13 protein-coding genes and 2 pseudogenes are annotated in these 19,923 nt (G+C 65.1%); 3 read left to right on the forward strand and 12 right to left on the reverse strand.

The features are described 5' to 3' along the window. Positions 1-129: 129 nt before the first annotated feature. Positions 130-1,044 (reverse strand): phosphoribosylaminoimidazolesuccinocarboxamide synthase, encoded by a 915-nt coding sequence (locus IVA92_RS05620; RefSeq protein WP_247282042.1) that lies wholly within the window; start codon positions 1,042-1,044, stop codon positions 130-132. 63 nt (positions 1,045-1,107) lie between these two features. Beyond that, complete coding sequence (locus tag IVA92_RS05625; protein ID WP_247282041.1) at positions 1,108-2,025, reverse strand: pirin family protein; 918 nt, start codon at positions 2,023-2,025, stop codon at positions 1,108-1,110. A 322-nt stretch (positions 2,026-2,347) separates the two neighbouring features. Between IVA92_RS05625 and IVA92_RS05630 the strand changes: the two genes are divergently transcribed. Together IVA92_RS05630 and IVA92_RS05635 are read left to right on the forward strand one after the other, a co-directional pair. Further along, positions 2,348-3,412, forward strand: a complete 1,065-nt coding sequence (locus tag IVA92_RS05630) for a helix-turn-helix domain-containing protein (protein ID WP_247282040.1) — start codon at positions 2,348-2,350, stop codon at positions 3,410-3,412. Positions 3,413-3,618: 206 nt separating this feature from the next. Beyond that, a pseudogene (locus IVA92_RS05635) lies at positions 3,619-5,029 on the forward strand (serine hydrolase). 216 nt (positions 5,030-5,245) lie between these two features. Here the strand turns inward: IVA92_RS05635 and IVA92_RS05640 are convergent. Next, positions 5,246-6,616, reverse strand: a complete 1,371-nt coding sequence (locus IVA92_RS05640; RefSeq protein WP_247282039.1) for an MmgE/PrpD family protein — start codon at positions 6,614-6,616, stop codon at positions 5,246-5,248. 122 nt (positions 6,617-6,738) lie between these two features. Between IVA92_RS05640 and IVA92_RS05645 the strand changes: the two genes are divergently transcribed. Then, the gene (locus tag IVA92_RS05645) at positions 6,739-7,854 is read left to right on the forward strand and encodes an FUSC family protein (RefSeq protein WP_247282038.1); all 1,116 of its coding nucleotides are present in this window, start codon (positions 6,739-6,741) and stop codon (positions 7,852-7,854) included. A 2-nt stretch (positions 7,855-7,856) separates the two neighbouring features. Here IVA92_RS05645 and IVA92_RS05650 read toward each other — a convergent pair whose 3' ends face one another. From IVA92_RS05650 to dnaA, 9 genes and pseudogenes are all read right to left on the reverse strand, one after another. Beyond that, the gene (locus tag IVA92_RS05650; protein ID WP_247282037.1) at positions 7,857-8,339 is read right to left on the reverse strand and encodes a DUF2867 domain-containing protein; all 483 of its coding nucleotides are present in this window, start codon (positions 8,337-8,339) and stop codon (positions 7,857-7,859) included. After that, positions 8,336-9,727, reverse strand: a complete 1,392-nt coding sequence (locus IVA92_RS05655; RefSeq protein ID WP_247282036.1) for an MATE family efflux transporter — start codon at positions 9,725-9,727, stop codon at positions 8,336-8,338. The genes IVA92_RS05650 and IVA92_RS05655 overlap by 4 nt, the downstream gene beginning before the upstream one ends. Positions 9,728-9,934: 207 nt before the next feature. Beyond that, the gene (gene murA / locus IVA92_RS05660) at positions 9,935-11,230 is read right to left on the reverse strand and encodes a UDP-N-acetylglucosamine 1-carboxyvinyltransferase (protein WP_247282035.1); all 1,296 of its coding nucleotides are present in this window, start codon (positions 11,228-11,230) and stop codon (positions 9,935-9,937) included. Between the two features lie 117 nt (positions 11,231-11,347). Then, positions 11,348-11,470, reverse strand: coding sequence for a hypothetical protein (locus IVA92_RS35725; RefSeq protein WP_256464605.1), 123 nt, complete (start codon positions 11,468-11,470; stop codon positions 11,348-11,350). Between the two features lie 96 nt (positions 11,471-11,566). Beyond that, a complete protein-coding gene (gene gyrB / locus IVA92_RS05665) occupies positions 11,567-14,002 on the reverse strand; it encodes a DNA topoisomerase (ATP-hydrolyzing) subunit B (protein WP_247282034.1) in 2,436 nt (811 codons plus the stop codon). Between the two features lie 479 nt (positions 14,003-14,481). Next, positions 14,482-15,618: a DNA replication/repair protein RecF gene (gene recF, locus IVA92_RS05670; protein WP_247282033.1), complete on the reverse strand. Its 1,137-nt coding sequence runs from the start codon at positions 15,616-15,618 to the stop codon at positions 14,482-14,484. 89 nt (positions 15,619-15,707) lie between these two features. Further along, positions 15,708-16,060: pseudogene (locus IVA92_RS05675) on the reverse strand (DUF559 domain-containing protein). Between the two features lie 126 nt (positions 16,061-16,186). Then, on the reverse strand, positions 16,187-17,305 hold the full coding sequence (gene dnaN / locus IVA92_RS05680) for a DNA polymerase III subunit beta (protein WP_247282032.1): 1,119 nt from the start codon (positions 17,303-17,305) through the stop codon (positions 16,187-16,189). A 247-nt stretch (positions 17,306-17,552) separates the two neighbouring features. Further along, on the reverse strand, positions 17,553-18,962 hold the full coding sequence (gene dnaA, locus IVA92_RS05685; RefSeq protein WP_247282031.1) for a chromosomal replication initiator protein DnaA: 1,410 nt from the start codon (positions 18,960-18,962) through the stop codon (positions 17,553-17,555). Positions 18,963-19,923: the final 961 nt, after the last annotated feature.

Genomic DNA, 19,923 nt, shown 5'->3' on the forward strand with positions numbered 1-19,923 from the left:
TGCAGATAGTTGCGCTCAATCGTCCGGTCATAGCTGTTGTCGCGCATCGGATCGTCCTCCGCTGGAGCGATCCAATCAGCGAATTAGTGAACATGCACAGCAATGACGGAGCTGCGGTAACAGTCCCGCCTAAATCTTCAGCTCTTTCCCCGTCACGCGCCGATACGCTTCCAGATATCGCTTGCTGGTCGCCTCCACCACGCTCGCCGGCAGCGGGGGCGGTGGGGCGTCGCCGTTCCAGCGGCCGGCGCGGCGCTCGACGTCGAGATAGTCGCGCAAGGGTTGCTTGTCGAAGCTCGCCTGCGGCTGGCCGGGCTTGTAGGTATCGAGCGCCCAGAAGCGCGAGGAATCCGGCGTCATGACTTCGTCGATCAGGATGATGCGGCCGTCCTTGTCGCGGCCGAACTCGAACTTGGTGTCGGCGATGATGATGCCCTGCTCGCGGGCCAGCTCCTCGCCGAGCGTGTAGATCGCGCGCGTCATGCTCTCCAGCGTGTAGGCAACCTCGTCGCCGACCACCGCGCGCATCCTCGCGATGGTGATGTTCTCGTCATGGCCGCTCTCGGCCTTGGTTGCCGGGCTGAAGATGGCAGGCTCCAGCTTCTCGCTCTCGACGAGCCCCGTCTTCAGCTTCTCGCCGGCCAGCGTGCCGCTCGTGGCATATTCCTTCCAGGCCGAGCCCGAGAGATAACCGCGGATCACGCATTCGATCGGGAACACGGTGGTGCGCTTGCACAGCATGGCGCGACCGAGAATCTCGGCGCGGTGGGGCATCAAGGCCGGCACGGCCGAGATGATCGCGTCGGTGTCGGCGCTGATCATGTGATGCGGCACCACGCCCTCCAATTCGTTGAACCAGAACGCGCTGATTTGAGTCAGCACCGCGCCCTTCATCGGGATGGTCTCGCCCATCACGACGTCGAAGGCGCTGATGCGGTCGGTGGTGACGAGCAGCAGACGGTCGTCGTCGACGGCGTAGATGTCGCGCACCTTGCCGCGTCCGATCTTGGGGAGCGGCAGGTCGCTTGAGAGCATGGTGGTCATCGGCAAAGCCTTCGCACAAGGAATCCGGCCGCGGCTGACAGCGCGGCCGGAAACCGGGATAGCCTATTCCGGCAGCGGAATGAACTCATGTTCCTGCGGAACTGCGGCGAAGCGGCCGGTTTTCCAGTCCTGCTTGGCCTGCTCGATCCGCTCCTTGCTGGAGGAGACGAAATTCCACCAGATATGGCGCGGGCCCTCCAGTGCATCGCCGCCCAGAAACATCATCCGCGTGGCCTTCAGGGCCTTCACCGTAATGCGGTCGCCGGGGCGGAAGATTAAGAGCCGCGGTCCCTCGTAGCGCTCGTTCGCGATCTCGACCTCGCCGTCGACCACGTAGATCGCGCGTTCCTCGTGATCGGGATCGAGCGGCACGCTCGCGCCCGCTGCCGCCGTGACCTCGGTGTAGAACCAGGGCGACACCATCGTAACAGGCGAGGCGATGCCGAATGAGGAGCCCGCGATCACCCGCGCGGTGAAGTCGCGCTCGGAGACCATCGGCAGGTCGCCGGCGGCATAGTGCTGGAATGACGGCGCGATCTCTTCAGATCCGGCCGGCAGTGCGATCCAGCTTTGCAAGCCGAGCATCTTCTGACCCGAGGCGCGCTGCGCGTCGGGCGTGCGCTCGGAATGGGCGATGCCGCGCCCTGCGGTCATGAGGTTCATCGCGCCAGGCGCGATCTCCTGGACATTGCCTTCGCTGTCGCGATGCATGATCGCGCCGTCGAACAGATAGGTGACGGTGGCAAGCCCGATGTGCGGATGCGGCCGCACGTCCATGCCCTTGCCGGAGACGAACTGCACCGGCCCAAAATGATCGAAGAAGATGAAGGGCCCGACCATCTGCCGCTTGCCATGCGGCAATGCGCGCCGCACCGCGAATCCGTCGCCGAGATCGCGCGTGCGCGGCACGATGACGAGATCGAGCGCATCGCAGGACATGGGATCGCCGAGCACGGGATCATTGGAGGGTTGCCAGCTCATGGGTGGGCTCCTTTTGACTTTCTTCGGCGCGATCGTAGCACGATTTCGCATCGCCGTCGCGTCAGAGCCTGCTGTCATGCCCCGCGAAGGCGGGGCATCCAGTGCGCTGCAGCCTTTCGGTTGAATCGCAACCGTCTCGGAGTACAGGATCGCCCGGTCCCGTCTCCGCAACGCTGCGCCGGGCCCACAGCAATGCTCGGCCGGCGAAGCTGGAGCGAAGACGGCAAGCCGGCCGATGACAATTGTGGTGCGAATGGTCCTTGAAAAAATATGCCTGACGAAAGATGTTCGCCTGATTTCAACCGCGACCGTCGCATCGCCGATGACATTTACCGCAACAGAACTAGCCTTTTGCGCCGCGTCCGTGGCGCTGCTGCTTGTGCTTGGGGCCTCGCTCGTCGCGGATTTCCGCAACGTCCTCGCGGCCCGGCTTGGCGCGGCCTTCGCGCTTGGATCGGCCGCGCATGCGGCGAGCTATTCGGTCGGCGTGTCGTCGCTGGCGCCGGCCTCGCATGCGCCGCTGATTGCATTGTCGACGGGCAACATCGTGGTGTTCTGGCTGTTCACGCGCGCGCTGTTCGACGACGAGTTTCGCCTGCGCTGGTGGCACGGATTGATCTGGGGACTGGTGACCGCGTTCAGCTTCGCTAACTGTCTCTGGATCGTAGCGGGCGGAAGCGTTCGGCTCGCCGTCACCATTGTCAATCTGATCGTGCTCGGTTTCATTGCGCTCGCGGTGGTGCAGACGATCAATTCGTGGTCGACCGATCTGGTCGAGCGCCGTCGCCGCGTTCGCGTCTTTATCGTCTGCGCGGCCGCGCTCTATGGCGGGGTGAACGCGCTGCTCCAGATTGGCGTGGCCGGCACGGAGGTTGGCGATATCGCCGACACGGTCAATGCGGGCGTGCTCGCCTGCATCGTTGCGGCCATCGCCTATGCGATGATGCGCGTCGATGGCGCCGGCCTGTTTCCTCTTGCCGCTGAAACAGCGCGGCCGATTATTTTGAGCCAATCCCCAGCGGCAGAGCAAGCCTCCGACCAGAAGCTCATCGATGCCCTGATGCGGCTGATGGCGGACGAGCGGATCTATCGCCAGGAGAACGTCACAATCGGCGCGCTGGCGAACCGGCTGAAAATTCCCGAATACCGGCTGCGCCGGCTGATCAACCAGCGGCTCGGCTATCGCAACTTCAATGTATTCCTGAATAATCATCGGATCGAGGAAGCCAAGGCCGCGCTCGCCGATCCCGCCCAGGCCGAGGTCCCCGTCATCACCATCGCCATGGATGCCGGCTTCCAGTCACTCGGTCCCTTCAACCGCGCCTTCAAGGCGGTGACCGGCGTGACCCCGACGGAATATCGGCGGCTCAAGGCCAGCCCGGCGTGATGGGCTCTTCGCCTCTCCCCGCAAGCAGGGCGAGGGGACTGAGCGCCGTTGCCGCAGCATTCCCTATAATTCTGAAATAGCTCACTTATTTCAAAATCGGCCAGCCCATGCGCAATTCCGGCGAGGTCGTTTTCCAAATCCGGCGAGCAGTCCTCCCACGCCTCCTGCTTCGTCTCCGGCACACGCCCCCAAGCCGGAGACAGCCCGTGACCTGCCGCCACAACATCGTCCTCCTCACCACCATCGCCTGTGCCGGCCTCGCGCTCGGTGCTGCGCGCGCCCGCGACGTGCCGAAGGTCGCCACCGGCTTTGTCGCCGGCATCCTGTGCTCTGAGACCTTCGTCTCCGACCTCGATCCGCGGCGCACCTTCACCGAAACCAACGATGCGATGCCCGGGACCGGCCTGATCAGCTGGGCGATGGACTACCGGATCGATCGCGTGCGCAAGGACGTTACGGTGACACTGTTTGGCCTCGGCCGCAGCCATGCCGTCTATCGCGAGGGGCTCGGCTGCACGCTCGCGCATGGCGAGCCGCTCGCCGAAGTCATGCCGCCGCTGGACGACAGGCAGCCCGCGCTGCTTCCAGAGATCGCCGGCCCCGCGATCGTGCCGCCGCAAAGTCCCGAGGTTGCTGCCGCGCTCGACCGCGCCTTTGCCGAGCCGGCGCAGCCGCCCTATCGCCGCACCCGGGCGGTCGTCGTGGTGAAAGCGGGCCGCGTCATCGCCGAGCGTTACGCCGACGGTATCGGACCGGAGACGCCGCTGCTCGGCTTCTCCATGACCAAATCGGTGATATCGGCGCTCACGGGCGTACTGGTGCGCCAGGGCAAGCTGAAGCTCGACGGACCTGCGCCGGTCGTCGCCTGGAACGATCCGGATGATCCGCGCCATGCCATCAGCGTGGATCAATTGCTGCGCCACACCGCAGGGCTCGCGCTCGGCAGTTCGTTGCAGGCCTCGCTCGGCTCCGCCTTCGAGCCGGTCAACCGCATGAAGTTCGTCGAAGGCGACATGGCGGCCTATGCCGCGAGGATGCCGCTGGCAACCACGCCGGGCGCGGCGTGGAATTATCACGACGGCAACACCATGCTGCTCTCGCATCTGATCCGCAACGCGGCCGGTGGAACTCCCGCAGATGCACTGCGCTTCGCGCGCCGCGAATTGTTCGTCCCGCTCGGCATGCGCCATGTCACGCTCCAGCTCGACGGTGCCGGTACAATCGAGGGCTCGAGCGAGATGCTGGCATCGGCGCGGGACTGGGCGCGCTTCGGCCAGTTCTATCTCAATGACGGCATCGCCGGCGGCCAGCGCATCCTGCCCGAGGGCTGGGTGAGCTATTCGTCCTCGCCCACGCCGAAGGCCTGGGTCGGCATCGGCGCCGGCTTCTGGACCAACCTGGGCGACAGTTTCGGCGCGAAGTTTCGCATCGAGCGCGGCTGGCCGCGCGATGCCTTTTTTCGCCAAGGGCACGATTGGGCAGTACACCATCGTGATCCCCTCGGAGCGGCTGGTCATCGTGCGGCTCGGACGTTCGCCGAACTGGCCGCCAGAAGCGGATCGCGTGTTCGACCTCGTGCGCGACGTGGTGGACGCAACGCGCGAGAAGGGAAGGTAGCCGGGATGAATTGATGAAAGCAGAGCGAAGTGCCGCCTTTTCTTCCTTCTCCCCTTGTGGGGGAAGGTGGCGCGAAGCGCCGGATGAGGGGTCTGCATCCGCGAGTTCAACTGCTGAAGAGTTTGCGGAGGCAGACCCCTCACCCGTCTCGCCGCCGTCGCGGCGAGCCACCCTCTCCCACAAGGGGAGAGGGTGCAGCGTTCGTGTGGCGAGAGCTTACGACCTCCCCAGCTCGGTCGCCTTCGCCACCCGGTCGAACCGCTCCAGCGTCATGATCGCATCCGCAAACTTCTCCGCCCGTGCGTTCAGCACGGGCCGCGCCAGCGTCAAAAACTTCTGCTGCATCGCCTGCGTGTCGGGAAACGAATTCGGTTCGCCCGACGGGTCGGCATACAGTCGCTCATGCACGCCATCGTCCGTCGTGATGCTGACGCGGGCGCCGAACGGATGGGTGCGGCCGATTTCGAGCCGGTCGTCCTGCACGACGTCGAACCTGTCGGCGAGCGCGTCGATGGCGGCATCGCCCAGGCGGCTGTAGTCGTCCCAACCAAATGAGCCCTGGTCCAGCGCGAGCGCGCCGGTGAAGAACATCGAGAACTGACCGCCGACGATCGAGGTCGGATGCCGCTTGGTGGCGGCATCGCCGGTCAGCGTGATGCCGTTGCGATGCAGGCCGATCTCGACGCGCTTGACCTGGTCCGGCGTCAGATTGTGCTCGCGCCGCATCGCGATCAGCGCGTCGATCGCGGCATGGGTGTAGCGGCAGCTCGGATAGGGTTTGACGCCGATCTTCATGGTCTCGTAGCTCTTGCCGAGCTCGGCGACCGCCTTGCCCGGATGCGCGTCGTCAGTGTAGCCGGCGAGCAGGCCGTGCCTGCCCTCGACCGATTCCGTCGCGCCGACGAAATCGTTGCGCGCCAGTGTCGCGGCGATGACGCCGTTCATTGCGGCGGCGCCGACCTGGTAGCGCTTGTTCCAGGCGCCGTTGACCAGGAATTGCAGCGATCCGGCGGCCTGGCTGCCCGAGACGCCGAAGGCGGCGATGATCTGTTGCTCGGAGAGGCCGAACAGTTTTGCGGCGGCCGCGGCCGCACCATAGGTGCCGGCGGTCGCAGTCGGATGGAAGCCGCGCGCATAATGCGAGGTCGAATCGAGCGCATTGCCGAGCCGGCAGCAGACCTCATAGCCCGCGACGATCGCCGTCAGCACGTCGCGGCCCGACGCGCCGACCATCTCGCCGACCGCGAAGGCGGCCGGCACCACCGGAGCGCTCGGATGCAGCGAGGAATCGGCGTGGGTGTCGTCGAAATCGAGCGAATGTCCCAACGCGCCGTTGAGCAGGGCCGCCACCGCTGGCGTCCAGGTCTTGCTGTCGCCGAATACGGTGGCCTCGCCCTTGGTGTCGAGCGCGAGGGCTTCTAGCGTCTTCAGCATCGACGGGGTCGATTCCGCCTCGTTGCGGGCGCGGATGGCGCTGCCGAGGAAATCCAGCGTCAGCACTTTGGCGCGATCCAGCACCTCCGCCGGAATATCCTGGTATTTCAGATTGAAGACATAAGCGGCGAGCGTTGCGGTTTCGTGGGCCATCGTGTTTCCTCGTTTTGGCCGGCAAGTTAGGCGGGCTGATTTCGCCTTTCAAGCGGCCATGCCGGGGCGGGCATCAGCCATGCTTTTGCCTGGCTCAAGAGGATCTGACCGGGACGTTGACGATGACACGCGTAAGAGAGCTGTTCGACCAGATCCGGGCGCGACGGACGCAACTGGGGCTGGCGATCCGGGTCACCGTGGCGGCCGTCGCGGCCTATGCCATCGCCACCGCGCTGCATCTGCTCTTGCCGCTCTGGGCAGTGCTGACCTCGCTGATCGTGACCCAGATGAGCGTCGGCCGCTCGCTGAAGGCGACGCGCGACTACATGCTCGGTACCATCGGCGGCGCCATCTATGGCGGCGCCATCGCGATCCTGATCCCGTACTCCAGCGAAGCGGGCCTGTTGGGGCTTCTGGTGCTCTCGGTCGCCCCGCTCGCCTTCATCGCCGCGATCAATCCGAGCCTCAGCGCCGCGACGGTCACGGCCGTGATCGTGCTTCTGGTTCCGACCATGCATCACTCCGATCCCATGACCTCGGCGATCGATCGCGTCAGCGAGGTCGCGGTCGGCGCCATCACGGGGCTGCTCGTTTCGTTTCTGCTGCTGCCGTCGCGCGCGGTGCGGCAGATCCGCGCCAGCGCAGCAAAACTGCTCGAGCTGATCGCCGATGCCTTTACCGAGCTGCTCGCGGGCCTCACGCGCGGGCGCGACAACGATGCGCTGCACCGGATCCAGGACGGCATCGGCGCTGCCATGGTCAGCCTCAACGCGATTGGCGCCGAAGCCGAGCGAGAGCGCGCCGCGCGCCTGTCGAGCGGGCCGGACACCGGTCCCTTGCTGCGAACCATCCTGCGGTTACGGCATGACGTCGTGATGATCGGCCGCGCCACCGTGGTGCCGCTGCCAGCCGAAGTGCAGACGCGGCTCGCAGCCCCGCTGACGGAGGTCTCGACGGTGATCGCGCGTTTCCTGCGCTCGGCCGCCGCAGCCTTGCGGGAGGGCGCCGGTGCGCCGCCGATCCATCCCGTTCACGTCGCGCTCCAGCACTACGCCGAGGCCGTCGCCGCCGTTCGTCACGACGGTCTGATCCGCGGCCAGCCCAGCGACACCGCCGAGCGCTTCTTCGCGCTCGGGTTCTCGCTGGAGCAGATGCACCAGAACCTCTGCGACCTCGATCGCGTCGTCGGCGAATGGTCGGAAGCGGCGGCCGACAAGCCGGCGCGGTTGGCGGAGTGAAGCTAGCGCGTCACGATCCGTCCCATCATGCTGCGGACCACGAGCTTGTGAAAGGGCATGATGAGGCCGAGATAGGTCCTGCCCAGGAGATTATGCGTCCGCACCAGCGTTGTGGATGTTACCCACCGGCCGTCGGCATCGCAGGCAACATCGACCACGATACGGAAGTCGAGATGATGATCGTTGAAGCCAGCGATCAGCCGCTCCGGTGTTTCGCTCAGCACCGGAAAAAGGCCGATCATCCCGTGCGGTGCCGGTGCGCCTTCGCCGGATGTTTTCAGCCCGAACGGCGTCACCAGGATGTTGCGCAGGCGAATCAGCACATCGATCCAGCGCGGCCCGTGCAGCACCATCCGCATGCAGGCCTCACGGGCATTCACGGTCGCAGCGCCGATCTCGACGCGAAACGCGTCGACGAACTGCGCGCCTGCTAGCAGCGTGCCGGCATCGACATTGGGGGTGACTTCGCGGACGGTCCCGATCATTCCGCCAATCTGCGCGTCAGCGTGCGGAAGCGCAAGATCAGGAGACCGGCGTAGACGAAGGTCCCGACCGAGAAACCGATCCAGACGCCGACTGCGCCAAGGGCGGCGTTGAAAGCCAGCAGCCAGGCGATCGGGAAGGCGACGCACCAATAGCCGATCACCGCGAACAGCAGCGTCATCTTGGTGTCGTTGATGCCGCGCAGCGCGCCGCCCATGATGGTCTGGAGGCCGTCGGCGATGAAGAAGGTCGCGCCGACCACCAGCAGTGTCGCCGTCAGTTCGACGGTTGCCGCGCTTGCCTCGCTGCTGCCGAAGAACAGCCGTCCGAGCTGGTAGCGGCCGAGGATGATGGCGACCGTCAGCGCGGAGATCAGGACGATTCCGAGCACGGCCGCGACCAGCCCTGCGCGTTTCACTGCGGCCGGCTCGTTGCGACCGAACGCGTGGCCGACCCGTACGGTGGCGGCCATGCCGATGCCGAGCGGCACCATGAACAGCACGGCGGTGACCTGGAGCGCGATCTGATGCGCGGCGAGCGCGGTGGTCGAGATCAGCCCCATCAGCAGCGCCGCCGAGGAGAACAGGCCGTATTCCATCAGCAGCGCGAACGAGATCGGCGCGCCGATCGCGATGAGCTGGCGCATCAAGGGCCAGTCGATCCGCCACAGTCGGGCGAGCGGTTGATAGTTCGCGAACGGTTTTCGCCATGCGGCAATGGCGAGCGCGGCGAGGAAGGTGCCGAGATTGACCAGCGTGGTCGCAAGCCCCGCGCCGAACAGGCCGAGCTTCGGCAGGCCGAACAGACCGTGGATCAGGACATAGACCAGTGCGGCATTGGCGGGGATCGCGGCGAGCGTGATCCACAGCGGCGCCTGCGGCCGGTTCACCGCGCTCATCATGCTGCGCAGCGCGATGAAGCCGAGCGCCGGCGCAATGCCCCAGGCCAATCCGTTGAGGTAGCGCTGCGCCAGCGCGGCCGAGTCCGGCGCTTGCCCGAGCGCGAGCAGGATGTGCTCGCCATAAAGCGGCGAGGCCATCATCGGCAGCGAGATCAGCAGCGCGGCCCACAGCCCGACGCGCAAGGAGCGGCGTATCAGCCTGACGTCGCCGGCGCCAAACGCCTGCGCGGCGAGCGGCGACACCGCCGACATCAATCCGAGCCCGAAGGTGAAGCTGACGAAATAAACCGTATGCGCGAGCGCCGCCGCGGCCACGGCGTCCTCGCCAAGCCGGCCGATCATCGCGAGATCGGTCGTGATCATCGCGATCTGCCCGAGCTGGGTCAGCATCAGCGGAACAGCCAACCGCAGCGTCTCGGCGAATTCCACGGCGAGATGATTTGACGGCACGCCGGCTTGCGGCTGCGAATGATGGACGGTGTCGAGCATGGCCGGTCCTTAGCACAGCCACACGTCGAAAACATGGCCTGCGTTTTTCCCCTCTCCCCTTGTGGGAGAGGGTGGCTCGCCGCGATAGCGGCGAGACGGTGAGGGGTTCTCTCCGCGAATTCAAATCAGAGCTTAGTTCGCGGATAGAACCCCTCATCCGGCGCTTCGCGCCACCTTCTCCCACAAGGGGAGAAGGGAAGAAAAAACTCACCCCTTCCGTTCCGGCACGCGCTTGATCTTCGCGCCCAGCGCGTTCAGGCGTTCCTCGATGCGCTCGTAGCCGCGCTCGATCTGGTCGGCGTTGTTGATGGTGGAGGTGCCCTCAGCGCAGACGGCCGCGAGCAGCATGGCCATGCCGGCGCGGATGTCGGGCGAGATCATCGATGCGCCGCGCAGGCGGCTAGGACCGGCGATGATGGCGCGGTGCGGATCGCACAGCACGATGCGCGCGCCCATCGCGATCAGCTTGTCGACGAAGAACATCCGCGATTCGAACATCTTCTCGAACATCAGGATCACGCCCTCGCATTGCGTGGCGGTGACGATCGCGATCGACATTAGATCGGCCGGGAAGGCCGGCCAGGGCTGGTCCTCCAGCTTGGGCACGTGGCCGCCGAAATCGTCCTGGATCTTCAGCGTCTGGTTCGAGGGCACGATGAGGTCGTCGCCCTCGACGCGGCAGAGGATGCCGAGCCGCTCAAACCCCATCCGGATCGAGCGCAGATGCTCGACGCCGGCGCGGGTGATGCGTAAGGGCGAGCGCGTCACCGCCGCAAGCCCGATGAGCGAGCCGACCTCGATATGGTCGGGCTGGATCCTGTAGGTCGCACCGCCCAGCGTGGCCTGACCGTGCACGACCATGGTATTGGTGCCAATGCCCTCGATCTTTGCGCCGAGCGCGACCAGGAAGTTGGCGAGGTCCTGCACATGCGGCTCGGACGCGGCATTACGCAAATAGGTGACGCCGCCGGCGGCGACCGCCGCGACCAACGCGTTCTCGGTCGCGGTGACGCTCGGCTCGTCCAAAAATACGTCCGCACCGGCGAGCTTTGGCGCGCGGAATTCGAGCCGGTCGGTTGCGGTCACCTTGGCACCGAGCTGTTCCAGCGCCAGCACATGGGTGTCGAGCCGGCGCCGGCCGATGACATCACCGCCGGGCGGCGGCAGCATCACTTCGCCGCAGCGGGCGAGCAGCGGACCTGCGAGCAGGATCGAGGCGCGGATGCGCACGCACAGCTCCGGGTCGAGATCGGCGGCACGGATGCTCTTGGCGTGGATGTGCAGCGTATTGCGCTCGGTCCACTCCGCCGCGGCGCCGACCGAGCGGACCAGCTCGACCAGTGTCTCGGTGTCGCGGATCCGCGGCACGTTCTGAAGCGTCACCGGTTGTTCGGTGAGCAGCGCGGCCGCAATGATCGGCAGCGCCGAGTTCTTGTTCCCGGACGGCTCGATCGAGCCCGAGAGCCGGTGACCGCCCTCGACGATGTATTGGATGGGCGCCAAATGGGGTCTCGCTGTCTTGTTGGTGGGGGTGGTTTTCGAGCCGGAAACTACAGAGAATTGAGTGCGGGAGCAATTGCGCTTGCTGCCGCTGACGTCCGTCCGTCAGCCCCGAAAGGCTCAAAGCAGGCCGATGATATTGCCGACCACATGGAGAATTGCGATCAGGATCAGCGCGCCGATCACGACGAAGGAGATCTCGATCGCAATGGCGCCGGTGCCGAGAATGGCCGAACCGGCCAACGGGGTTCATGCCACTTCGTCGCGATGGCGGTTGGGCAGGTTCACCTTTCCCGCCGGGGAGAGGTGAGCCCGCAGAGCGCCAAAGCGCAGCACGCCTCAGATATCGATCGTCGCGCTGAGCGAATGTTCCTGGATAAAGTCGCGGCGCGGCTCGACCACGTCGCCCATCAGCTTGGTGAAGATATCGTCGGCCTCGTCGACTTCCTTGACCTTCACCTGGAGCAGCGAGCGCCCGTCGGTGTTCAGCGTCGTTTCCCAGAGCTGTTCCGGGTTCATCTCGCCAAGGCCTTTGTAGCGCTGGAGCGTGATGCCCTTGCGGCCGGCGTCGGTGACGGCCTCGAACAGATCGACCGGACCGTAGACCATGTGCTCGACATCTCTGCGCCGCAGCTTGCCTGGGCGGGCATAAACGTCTTGAAGCTTTACCGTGTACTCGTCGAGCTTGCGGGCCTCGGCGGACCCCAGGAAGGCGTCGTCGATCACAGCGGCCTCCTTGACGCCGCGCACCGTGCGCTCGAACTGAAAGCCCTGGCCCTCGACATATTGCCCGACCCAGCCGCGCTCGACCTCCTCGGCTTGGTTGTCCAGCCGGCCTGCGATGTACTGCGCCGCAGCCGCGGCCTTCTCGGGATCGCCGTAGATCGCCTTGTTCAGCACGCCAGTGATGGCGGCCTGCTCGATGACCTTGCGGTTGTAGCGGCTGTGCAGGTTGCGCAAAATACTGCGGACCACGCGGGCGTCGTCGACCAGCGAGCGCAGGTCGCGGCCCGTACGGTCGCCGCCGGTTCCGGGAACGAAGACGCAATCATCGAGACCGGTGTCGATCAGATAATCCTCCAGCGCGCGTTCGTCCTTCAGATATTGCTCGGACTTGCCTCTGGAGACCTTATAGAGCGGCGGCTGGGCGATGTAGAGATAGCCGCCGTCAATGATGTCGCGCATCTGCCGATAGAAGAAGGTGAGCAGCAGCGTGCGGATGTGGGCGCCGTCGACGTCGGCGTCCGTCATCACGATGATCTTGTGATAGCGCAGCTTCTCGATCGAGAACTCGTCGCTGATGCCGGTGCCCAGCGCGGTGATCAGCGTGCCGATCTGCTCCGACGACAGCATCTTGTCGGGACGCACGCGTTCGACGTTGAGGATCTTGCCGCGCAGCGGCAGCACCGCCTGGAACTCGCGGTTGCGGCCCTGCTTGGCGCTGCCGCCTGCCGAGTCACCCTCGACGATGAAGAGTTCGGATTTGGCCGGGTCCTTTTCCTGGCAGTCGGCGAGCTTGCCGGGCAGCGAGGAGACCGACAGCGGGCTCTTGCGTGTCAGCTCGCGCGCCTTTCGCGCAGCCTCGCGGGCCGCGGCCGCCTGGATCACCTTGCCGACGATCACCTTGGCTTCGCTCGGGTGCTCCTCGAACCAGGCCTGGAGCGCCTCGTTGAGGATGTTCTCGACCACGGGACGCACCTCCGAGGACACCAGCTTGTCCTTGGTCTGCGACGAGAATTTCGGGTCGGGCACCTTCACCGACAGCACGGCGGTGAGGCCTTCGCGGCAATCGTCGCCGGTCAGCGCGATCTTTTCCTTCTTGGCGTTGGCCTCGGCATAGCCGTTGACCTGGCGCGTCAGCGCGCCGCGGAAACCGGCCAGATGGGTGCCGCCGTCACGCTGCGGGATGTTGTTGGTGAAGCACAGCACATTCTCGTGGTAGCTGTCGTTCCACCACAGCGCGGCCTCGACGCCGATGCCGTTGGCTTCCGCGCGCACCATGATCGGCGCCGGCACGATCGCCTTCTTGTTGCGGTCGAGATATTTGACGAACTCCTCGACGCCGCCGGAATAGTGCATCTCCTCGCGCTTCTCGACCGCGTGGCGCATGTCGGAGAGGGCGATGTTGACGCCGGAATTGAGGAAGGCGAGCTCGCGCAGCCGGTGCTCGAGCGTGGCGAAATCATATTCGATGTTCTTGAACGTCTCGGTCGAGGCGAGGAACGTCACCTCGGTGCCGCGCTTGCCCGGGGCATCGCCGACGACCTTGAGCGGTGCGACGGCATCGCCATGGGCGAACTCGATATAGTGCTCCTTGTTGTCGCGCCAGATCCGCAAGCCGAGCTTGCTGGACAGCGCGTTGACGACGGAGACGCCGACGCCGTGCAGGCCGCCGGAGACTTTGTAGGAATTCTGGTCGAACTTTCCGCCGGCATGGAGCTGGGTCATGATGACCTCGGCCGCCGAGATGCCTTCGCCCTTGTGGATGTCGACCGGAATGCCGCGGCCGTCGTCGCGCACCGTGACGGAATTATCGGCATTGAGGATGACGTCGACGCGCGTCGCGTGGCCCGCGAGTGCCTCGTCGATCGCGTTGTCGACGACCTCGTAGACCATGTGGTGCAGGCCCGAGCCGTCGTCGGTGTCGCCGATATACATGCCCGGGCGCTTGCGGACGGCGTCGAGACCCTTGAGCACGCGGATCGATTCCGCGCCGTAATCGCTCGCGTTGGAGAGCTCGTTTTCGGCAGCGGGCTGCCGAGCAGGTTCTGTCATGAGAGGCCTTCGAGATGTCGCCCGAATCAGCGGCGCAAAAGGCGCTGATTTGCAGGCTATTTGTGCCATGAAAGAGAGTTTGCGCCTAGCGCAAAGTATCTCCTTGCAACCCTTTGGGAAGATAGGGTTTTTGGACCGATTTTCAAGGCTTCCGAAAGCCGATTCACGGCGGTGCAAAAAGCGCGATTCGAAGGCGCGTTTTGGGTCTCGAAGCCCTGGTTTTCGCGGCTTGGAGGAGTGGTTCCGGGGCGTCTTGGAGTTGCTTCGAAATGGCTCGGTGACGCTTTACTCTCTCAATTCCGGCGCACCGGCGACACTGCTGCGCGCGCGGCATCAGCGCCGGGGCAGGGTGAGACTGTTCGTGGTGGCTGAATGACCCGGCACGCTCAGTCTATAGGCGTATTGGCCTGGCAGGTCCGGCGCTAGCGGCCTCAAGCAGCTAATTGCTGATGGAAACGGCCGGGGTTCAATGTGGCGGTCTACCTTCGGGCAGAAACTCGTCCGCTTTCGACGTCAAAGACTTCGCCGCTGGCGCCGATCTCGGCGAAGGCAGCGGGGTCCGCGCCGGTCAGCCAGACCTGCGCGCCGAGCTTCTTCAGCTCCTCGAACAGCGCCGCGCGGCGGTTCGGATCGAGATGCGCGACGACTTCGTCGAGCAGCAGCAGCGGCGCGATGCCAGTCATCTCGGCGACCAGACTCGCATGCGCCAGCACGAGGCCGATCAGCAGCGCCTTCTGCTCACCGGTCGAGGCATCGCGCGCCGGCATGCTCTTTGGCGCATAGACCACCTGGAGGTCGGTGAGATGCGGGCCGTCGGTGGTGCGGCCGGCGATGGCATCGCGCGGACGGTTATCGCGCAGGATCTGGCGGTAGCGGTCCTCGACCGACGTCGCGGTCTCGTTAAGCAGCGCGTTCTCCATCCAGCCGTCGAGCGCGATGTGCGCCGACGGGAAGGCGGAGGCCTGCGCGCGCGTATTGAGCATGCCGGTCAGCCGTGCCGCGGTCTGGCCGCGCGTTGCGGCGACCGCGACCGCAAGCTCGGCGGTCTCGCGCTCGATCGCGTCACACCAATGGTCGTCGTAATTGCGCGTCTCCAGCAGGCGGTTGCGCGAACGCAAGGAACGCTCCAGCGCCGCGATACGGCTGGAATGGTCGCTGTCGATGGCGAGCACCAGGCGGTCGAAGAAGCGACGTCGCTCGGAGGCCGCGCCCATGAACAGGCCATCCATCGCCGGCGTCAGCCACACCATGCGGATGTGGTCGCCGAACGAAGCGGCGGAATTGACCGGCTCGCGGTCGATACGGCAGCGCCGGCTCACGGGGCTGTCAGGCCGCGGCGCATCGATGCCGGTGCCGAGCGTGGCGAGCCCGAGCGCGCCCTCGACCTGCGCCGACACCGCCCAGGAGCCGTCGCCCTGGTTGTCGGCGACCTCTTCCAGCCTCGCCCGCCGCAGGCCGCGCCCCGGCGACAGGAACGAGATCGCCTCGATGCAATTGGTCTTGCCCGCCCCGTTCGGCCCGACCAGCGCCACCATATCAGCCGCCGTCTCGAGCCCCGCCGCCCGGTAATTGCGAAAATGCGTCAGGGTCAGGCGATGAATGCGGGAGGGGGTCATCAGTTCTTCGTCGTGAACGGGATTCTTCCCCTCTCCCCTTGTGGGAGAGGGTGGCGCCTCACGTAGTGAGGCGACGGGTGAGGGGTATGTTACCGCCCGGCAAGCTTTGCAAGGATGTCCTCCAATACAGAGGCGGACTGCTGAAGCACGTCATTATTCCAATAGCGCGCTATACCGGAGAGCGCGGCTTCACGAGCTGCATCGCGTTGCGATTCAACGTGCTGGCTTCCGTCGATCTCGATCACAAGACGCTTCTCGAAGCAGACGAGTCGAGAATGTAATTCTTGAACGGGACTTGCCGGCGAAACTTGAAGTCCGACAGGCGTCGCTCCCTGAGCAGCCGCCACATCGCGCCTTCCGCATCGGTCGGCTCGCGCCGCATATTCTTCGCAAACGCGCGGAGATGTTTGGGGACCGGCCGATGGGACGGCTCTTGCGGCACTAACCCCTCACCCGATCGAATATATATCCGCCAGCGGAGCTGCCCTCTCCCACAAGGGGAGAGGGCGCAATAATGCGCATCGCGCCTGGCTCACGAAGGATTGCTCGGGGCCGAGAGCCACCTCCCTCACACCCGCATCGGCATCAGCACGTACAGCGCGCTCTTGTCGTCGCGGTCTTGCACCAGGGTGGGCGAGCCGGGGTCGGCGAGCCGGAGCGTTGCGACGTCGCCTTCGATCTGGGCGGCGATGTCGAGCAGGTAGCGGGAGTTGAAGCCGATATCGAGGGCATCGGAGGCGTATTCGACCTCCAGCTCCTCGGTCGCGCTGCCGGAATCCGGATTGGTCACCGACAGCACCAGCTTGCCCGCCGACAGCGACAGTTTTACCGCTCGCCCGCGCTCGCTCGAAATCGTCGAAACACGGTCGACCGCGTTCTCAAAATCCTTCTTGTCGACGATGAGCTCCTTGTCGTTGCCTTGCGGGATGACGCGTCCGTAGTCGGGGAAGGTGCCGTCGATCAGCTTCGAGGTCAGCACCACGTTGCCGATCGTGAAGCGGATCTTGGCCTGTGACAGCTCGATCGTCATCTCGGCCTCGGTGTCCTCGATCAGGCGCTGCACCTCGCCGACGGTCTTGCGCGGCACGATCACGCCGGGCATGCCCTCGGCCCCCTTGGGCTGGACCAAATCGAGCTGGGCGAGGCGGTGGCCGTCGGTGGCGACGCCGCGCAGGGTCGCGGCCTTAGGCGTGCCGGCCGCATGCAGATAGATGCCGTTGAGATAGTAGCGCGTCTCTTCCGTCGAGATCGCGAACTGGGTGCGGTCGATCAGCCGCTTGACGTCCTTGGCGGCGAGCGAGAACGAGTGCGACATGTCGCCGGCGGCGAGATCCGGAAAGTCGTTCTCCGGCAGGGTCTGCAGCGTGAAGCGCGAGCGGCCGGCGCGGATCGCCAGCACCGCACGGTCGCCGTCGGCCTCCAGCACGATCTGCGAACCGTCCGGCAGCTTGCGCACGATGTCGTAGAACATGTGCGCCGGCACGGTGGTGGAGCCCGCGGTTGCGGTCTCCGCCGGCAGCGTCTCGGTCACCTCGAGGTCGAGGTCGGTCGCCTTCAGCGACAATTTCGCGCTCTCGGCGCGAACCAGCACGTTGCCGAGGATCGGGATCGTGTTGCGGCGCTCGACCACGCGATGGACATGGCCCAGCGACTTCAGGAGTTGCGCGCGTTCAACCGTAACCTTCATTGCACTACTCGCCCGATCCCCAAGATGAGAAGGCCGGGCGGCGGGACGCGCGCCACGGCACCGAAGACCCCAAAAAGCCGGATCATCCTGCCGATATGACCAAAGCTGCCAGGGTCGCGCAAGGTGGCGCGGATGGCCTCCGGATTCAAGGGATCGGAGGCAGTTCCCCCACGATTTACCGCCCAGAACGAAAGCCGCCGCCCAGGCCTGGCCGGGGCGGCGGGAGCATGGCGGGAGCTCTAGGCGTTTATTCCTGAAGCTGGCGCTTCAGCGATTCCACTTCCTCGGACAGCGCGGTGTCCTTGGAAACCAGCGCCTCGATCTTGCGCACCGCATGCAGCACCGTGGTGTGATCGCGTCCGCCGAAGCGGCGGCCGATCTCGGGCAGCGAGCGCAGGGTGAGCGTCTTGGCGAGATACATCGCCACCTGGCGCGGGCGGACCACGTTGGCGGTGCGACGCGAGGACAAGAGATCGGAGCGGCTCACGTTATACTGCCGCGCCACCACGCGCTGGATGTCCTCGATCTTGATCCGCTTGGGCTCCTGCGGCCGGACCAGGTCGCGCACCTCGTGCTCGGCCATTTCCAGCGTCACCGGGCGGTTGTTGAGTTTCGAGTGCGCCAGCAGACGGTTGATCGCGCCTTCGAGGTCGCGGCCGTTATGGGTGATGGTGCGCGCCAGATAGTGCAGCACCTCCTCGGGCACCTCGAAAGTTGCATGGTGGGCGCGGGCCGCCGCGACACGTGACTTGAGAATGCCGTGCCGCAGCTCCTCGCCGAGCGAGCCCATCTCGACCACGAGGCCGCCGGCGAGCCGCGAGCGGACGCGATCGTCCAGGCTCTCGAGGTCGGACGGCGGACGGTCGGCCGCGATCACGACCTGGCGGCCGGCGTCGATCAGCGCGTTCAGCGTGTGGCAGAACTCGGCCTGGGTCGACTTGCCTTGCAGGAACTGGAGATCGTCGATGACGAGCACGTCGATGCCGCGCAGCGCTTCCTTGAAGGCCAGCGCCGTCTGCGTCTTCAGCGCGGCGACGAAGCCGTACATGAATTTCTCCGCAGTGAGATACAGCACTTTGCGCTCGTTGCCGGAATTGCCGGCCCAGGTCACCGCCTGCAGGAGATGCGTCTTGCCGAGGCCAACGCCGGCATGGATGTAGAGCGGGTTGAACATCACGGGGTCGCCGCGGCGTCCTTCGGCGACCTGGCGAGCGGCTGCATGCGCCAGCGTGTTGGAGCGGCCGACGACGAAGCTCGCAAAGGTCAGGCGCGGATCGAGCGGCGAGCCGCCGAGCGCATCGTGATTGGCCGAGACTGGCGCGGTCGCGGTCGAGCGCAGCTCCGGCGCCGGCGTGCGGCGCGCCTCGACCGGGGCGGGCGCTTCCTTCGGCTGGGCGAGCGGGCGCACCGCCGAGCGGACCGTGAGATCGATGCGATGCACTTCCGGCATCTCGGCCTGCCAGCACGACAGCACGCGCTCGGCGTAATGGGCCTGAATCCAGCTCTTCAGGAAGCGGGTCGGGACCGAGAGCCGCACGCTCTCGTCCTGCACGCCTTCCAGATCCATGCGCGCAAACCAGCTCGTGTAAACGTCTTCGCCAACGCTTGAGCGCAGCCGACCCTTCACGCGTGACCAGCGATCCTGTTCCATTGTCATCGTCTGAAAAACTTCTCTTGAGAGATAAGGTTGCGTTGTGAGCGCCATGCAGGGTTCCTGCCGGGATCCCTGGAATGGCACGACCTCAAGCGAGTCCATCGTCAGGCATGGCTCGACCGTCCGGCGAGAACGCCGCGTCCGATCAGCGATGTCAGAGATGAAGGGGTCGCGAGGTCAGCGCGTACTCTGCGCGCTCTCACACGTGGGAGGCTGGCCGTATGACGGATCGGAGACGGCATCGCCGAAAGAAGGACACTGTGTCAATACCGCGTTGAATCCGTAGGACATGATACCTCCCCGTCCCGCCGTGATTGCTCACGACAAGGTCCTGCGTGTGAAAGACAGCCGCACCTGAAAGCCCCAGTCGCGGATGCCCTGCCCGTCTATACTCGTCCGCTCGACTTCGCCGCCTTGCGAGCCGGGGTAGCCTTGCGATGTCTCTCGTGAGCGCTTGGCGCGAGGCGGGAAGATCCCACTTGGAGACATTCAGACAAAAAACTACCATTCCCATATTGCTATGGGTTTTGAACCGACATCGCTTGTTGAAGCGTCGCCTACGTGCACATCGCCGCCGATTTGCACGCTCGCCCCGTTTCCTAAACCGCGCTGGTCTGAAGATCGTGGGCGCCGCTGACGACTTAAGGAATACACTAAGCGGAAAGACTCGCAATCGAATTGATTCACACTTGAGGCATCAAAAAACTTGATCTGCGTTAATGGCGCGCCCGAGTTGTTCACAGGCTGCGAAGCAAGTTTTTGGATTCGTGCACAGAATCGAGAACGCCGCGCCTCATGTGACAAATTCTCCGCCACCGCCAATATTTTTTTACAAATTCGTCACGCCCCTGACGTGCCGGCGATTTTTCCAAACGCTTGCGATCACTATGTCGATAAGTGATTAGCGAGACATCGTTTTTTGAGTCTCGTTTTGCAGGGTAACTCCACGCCGACGTGCGTTCCT

The sequence above is a fragment of the Bradyrhizobium sp. 154 genome (assembly GCF_023073875.1).
In the GTDB taxonomy this organism is placed as follows: Bacteria; Pseudomonadota; Alphaproteobacteria; order Rhizobiales; family Xanthobacteraceae; genus Bradyrhizobium.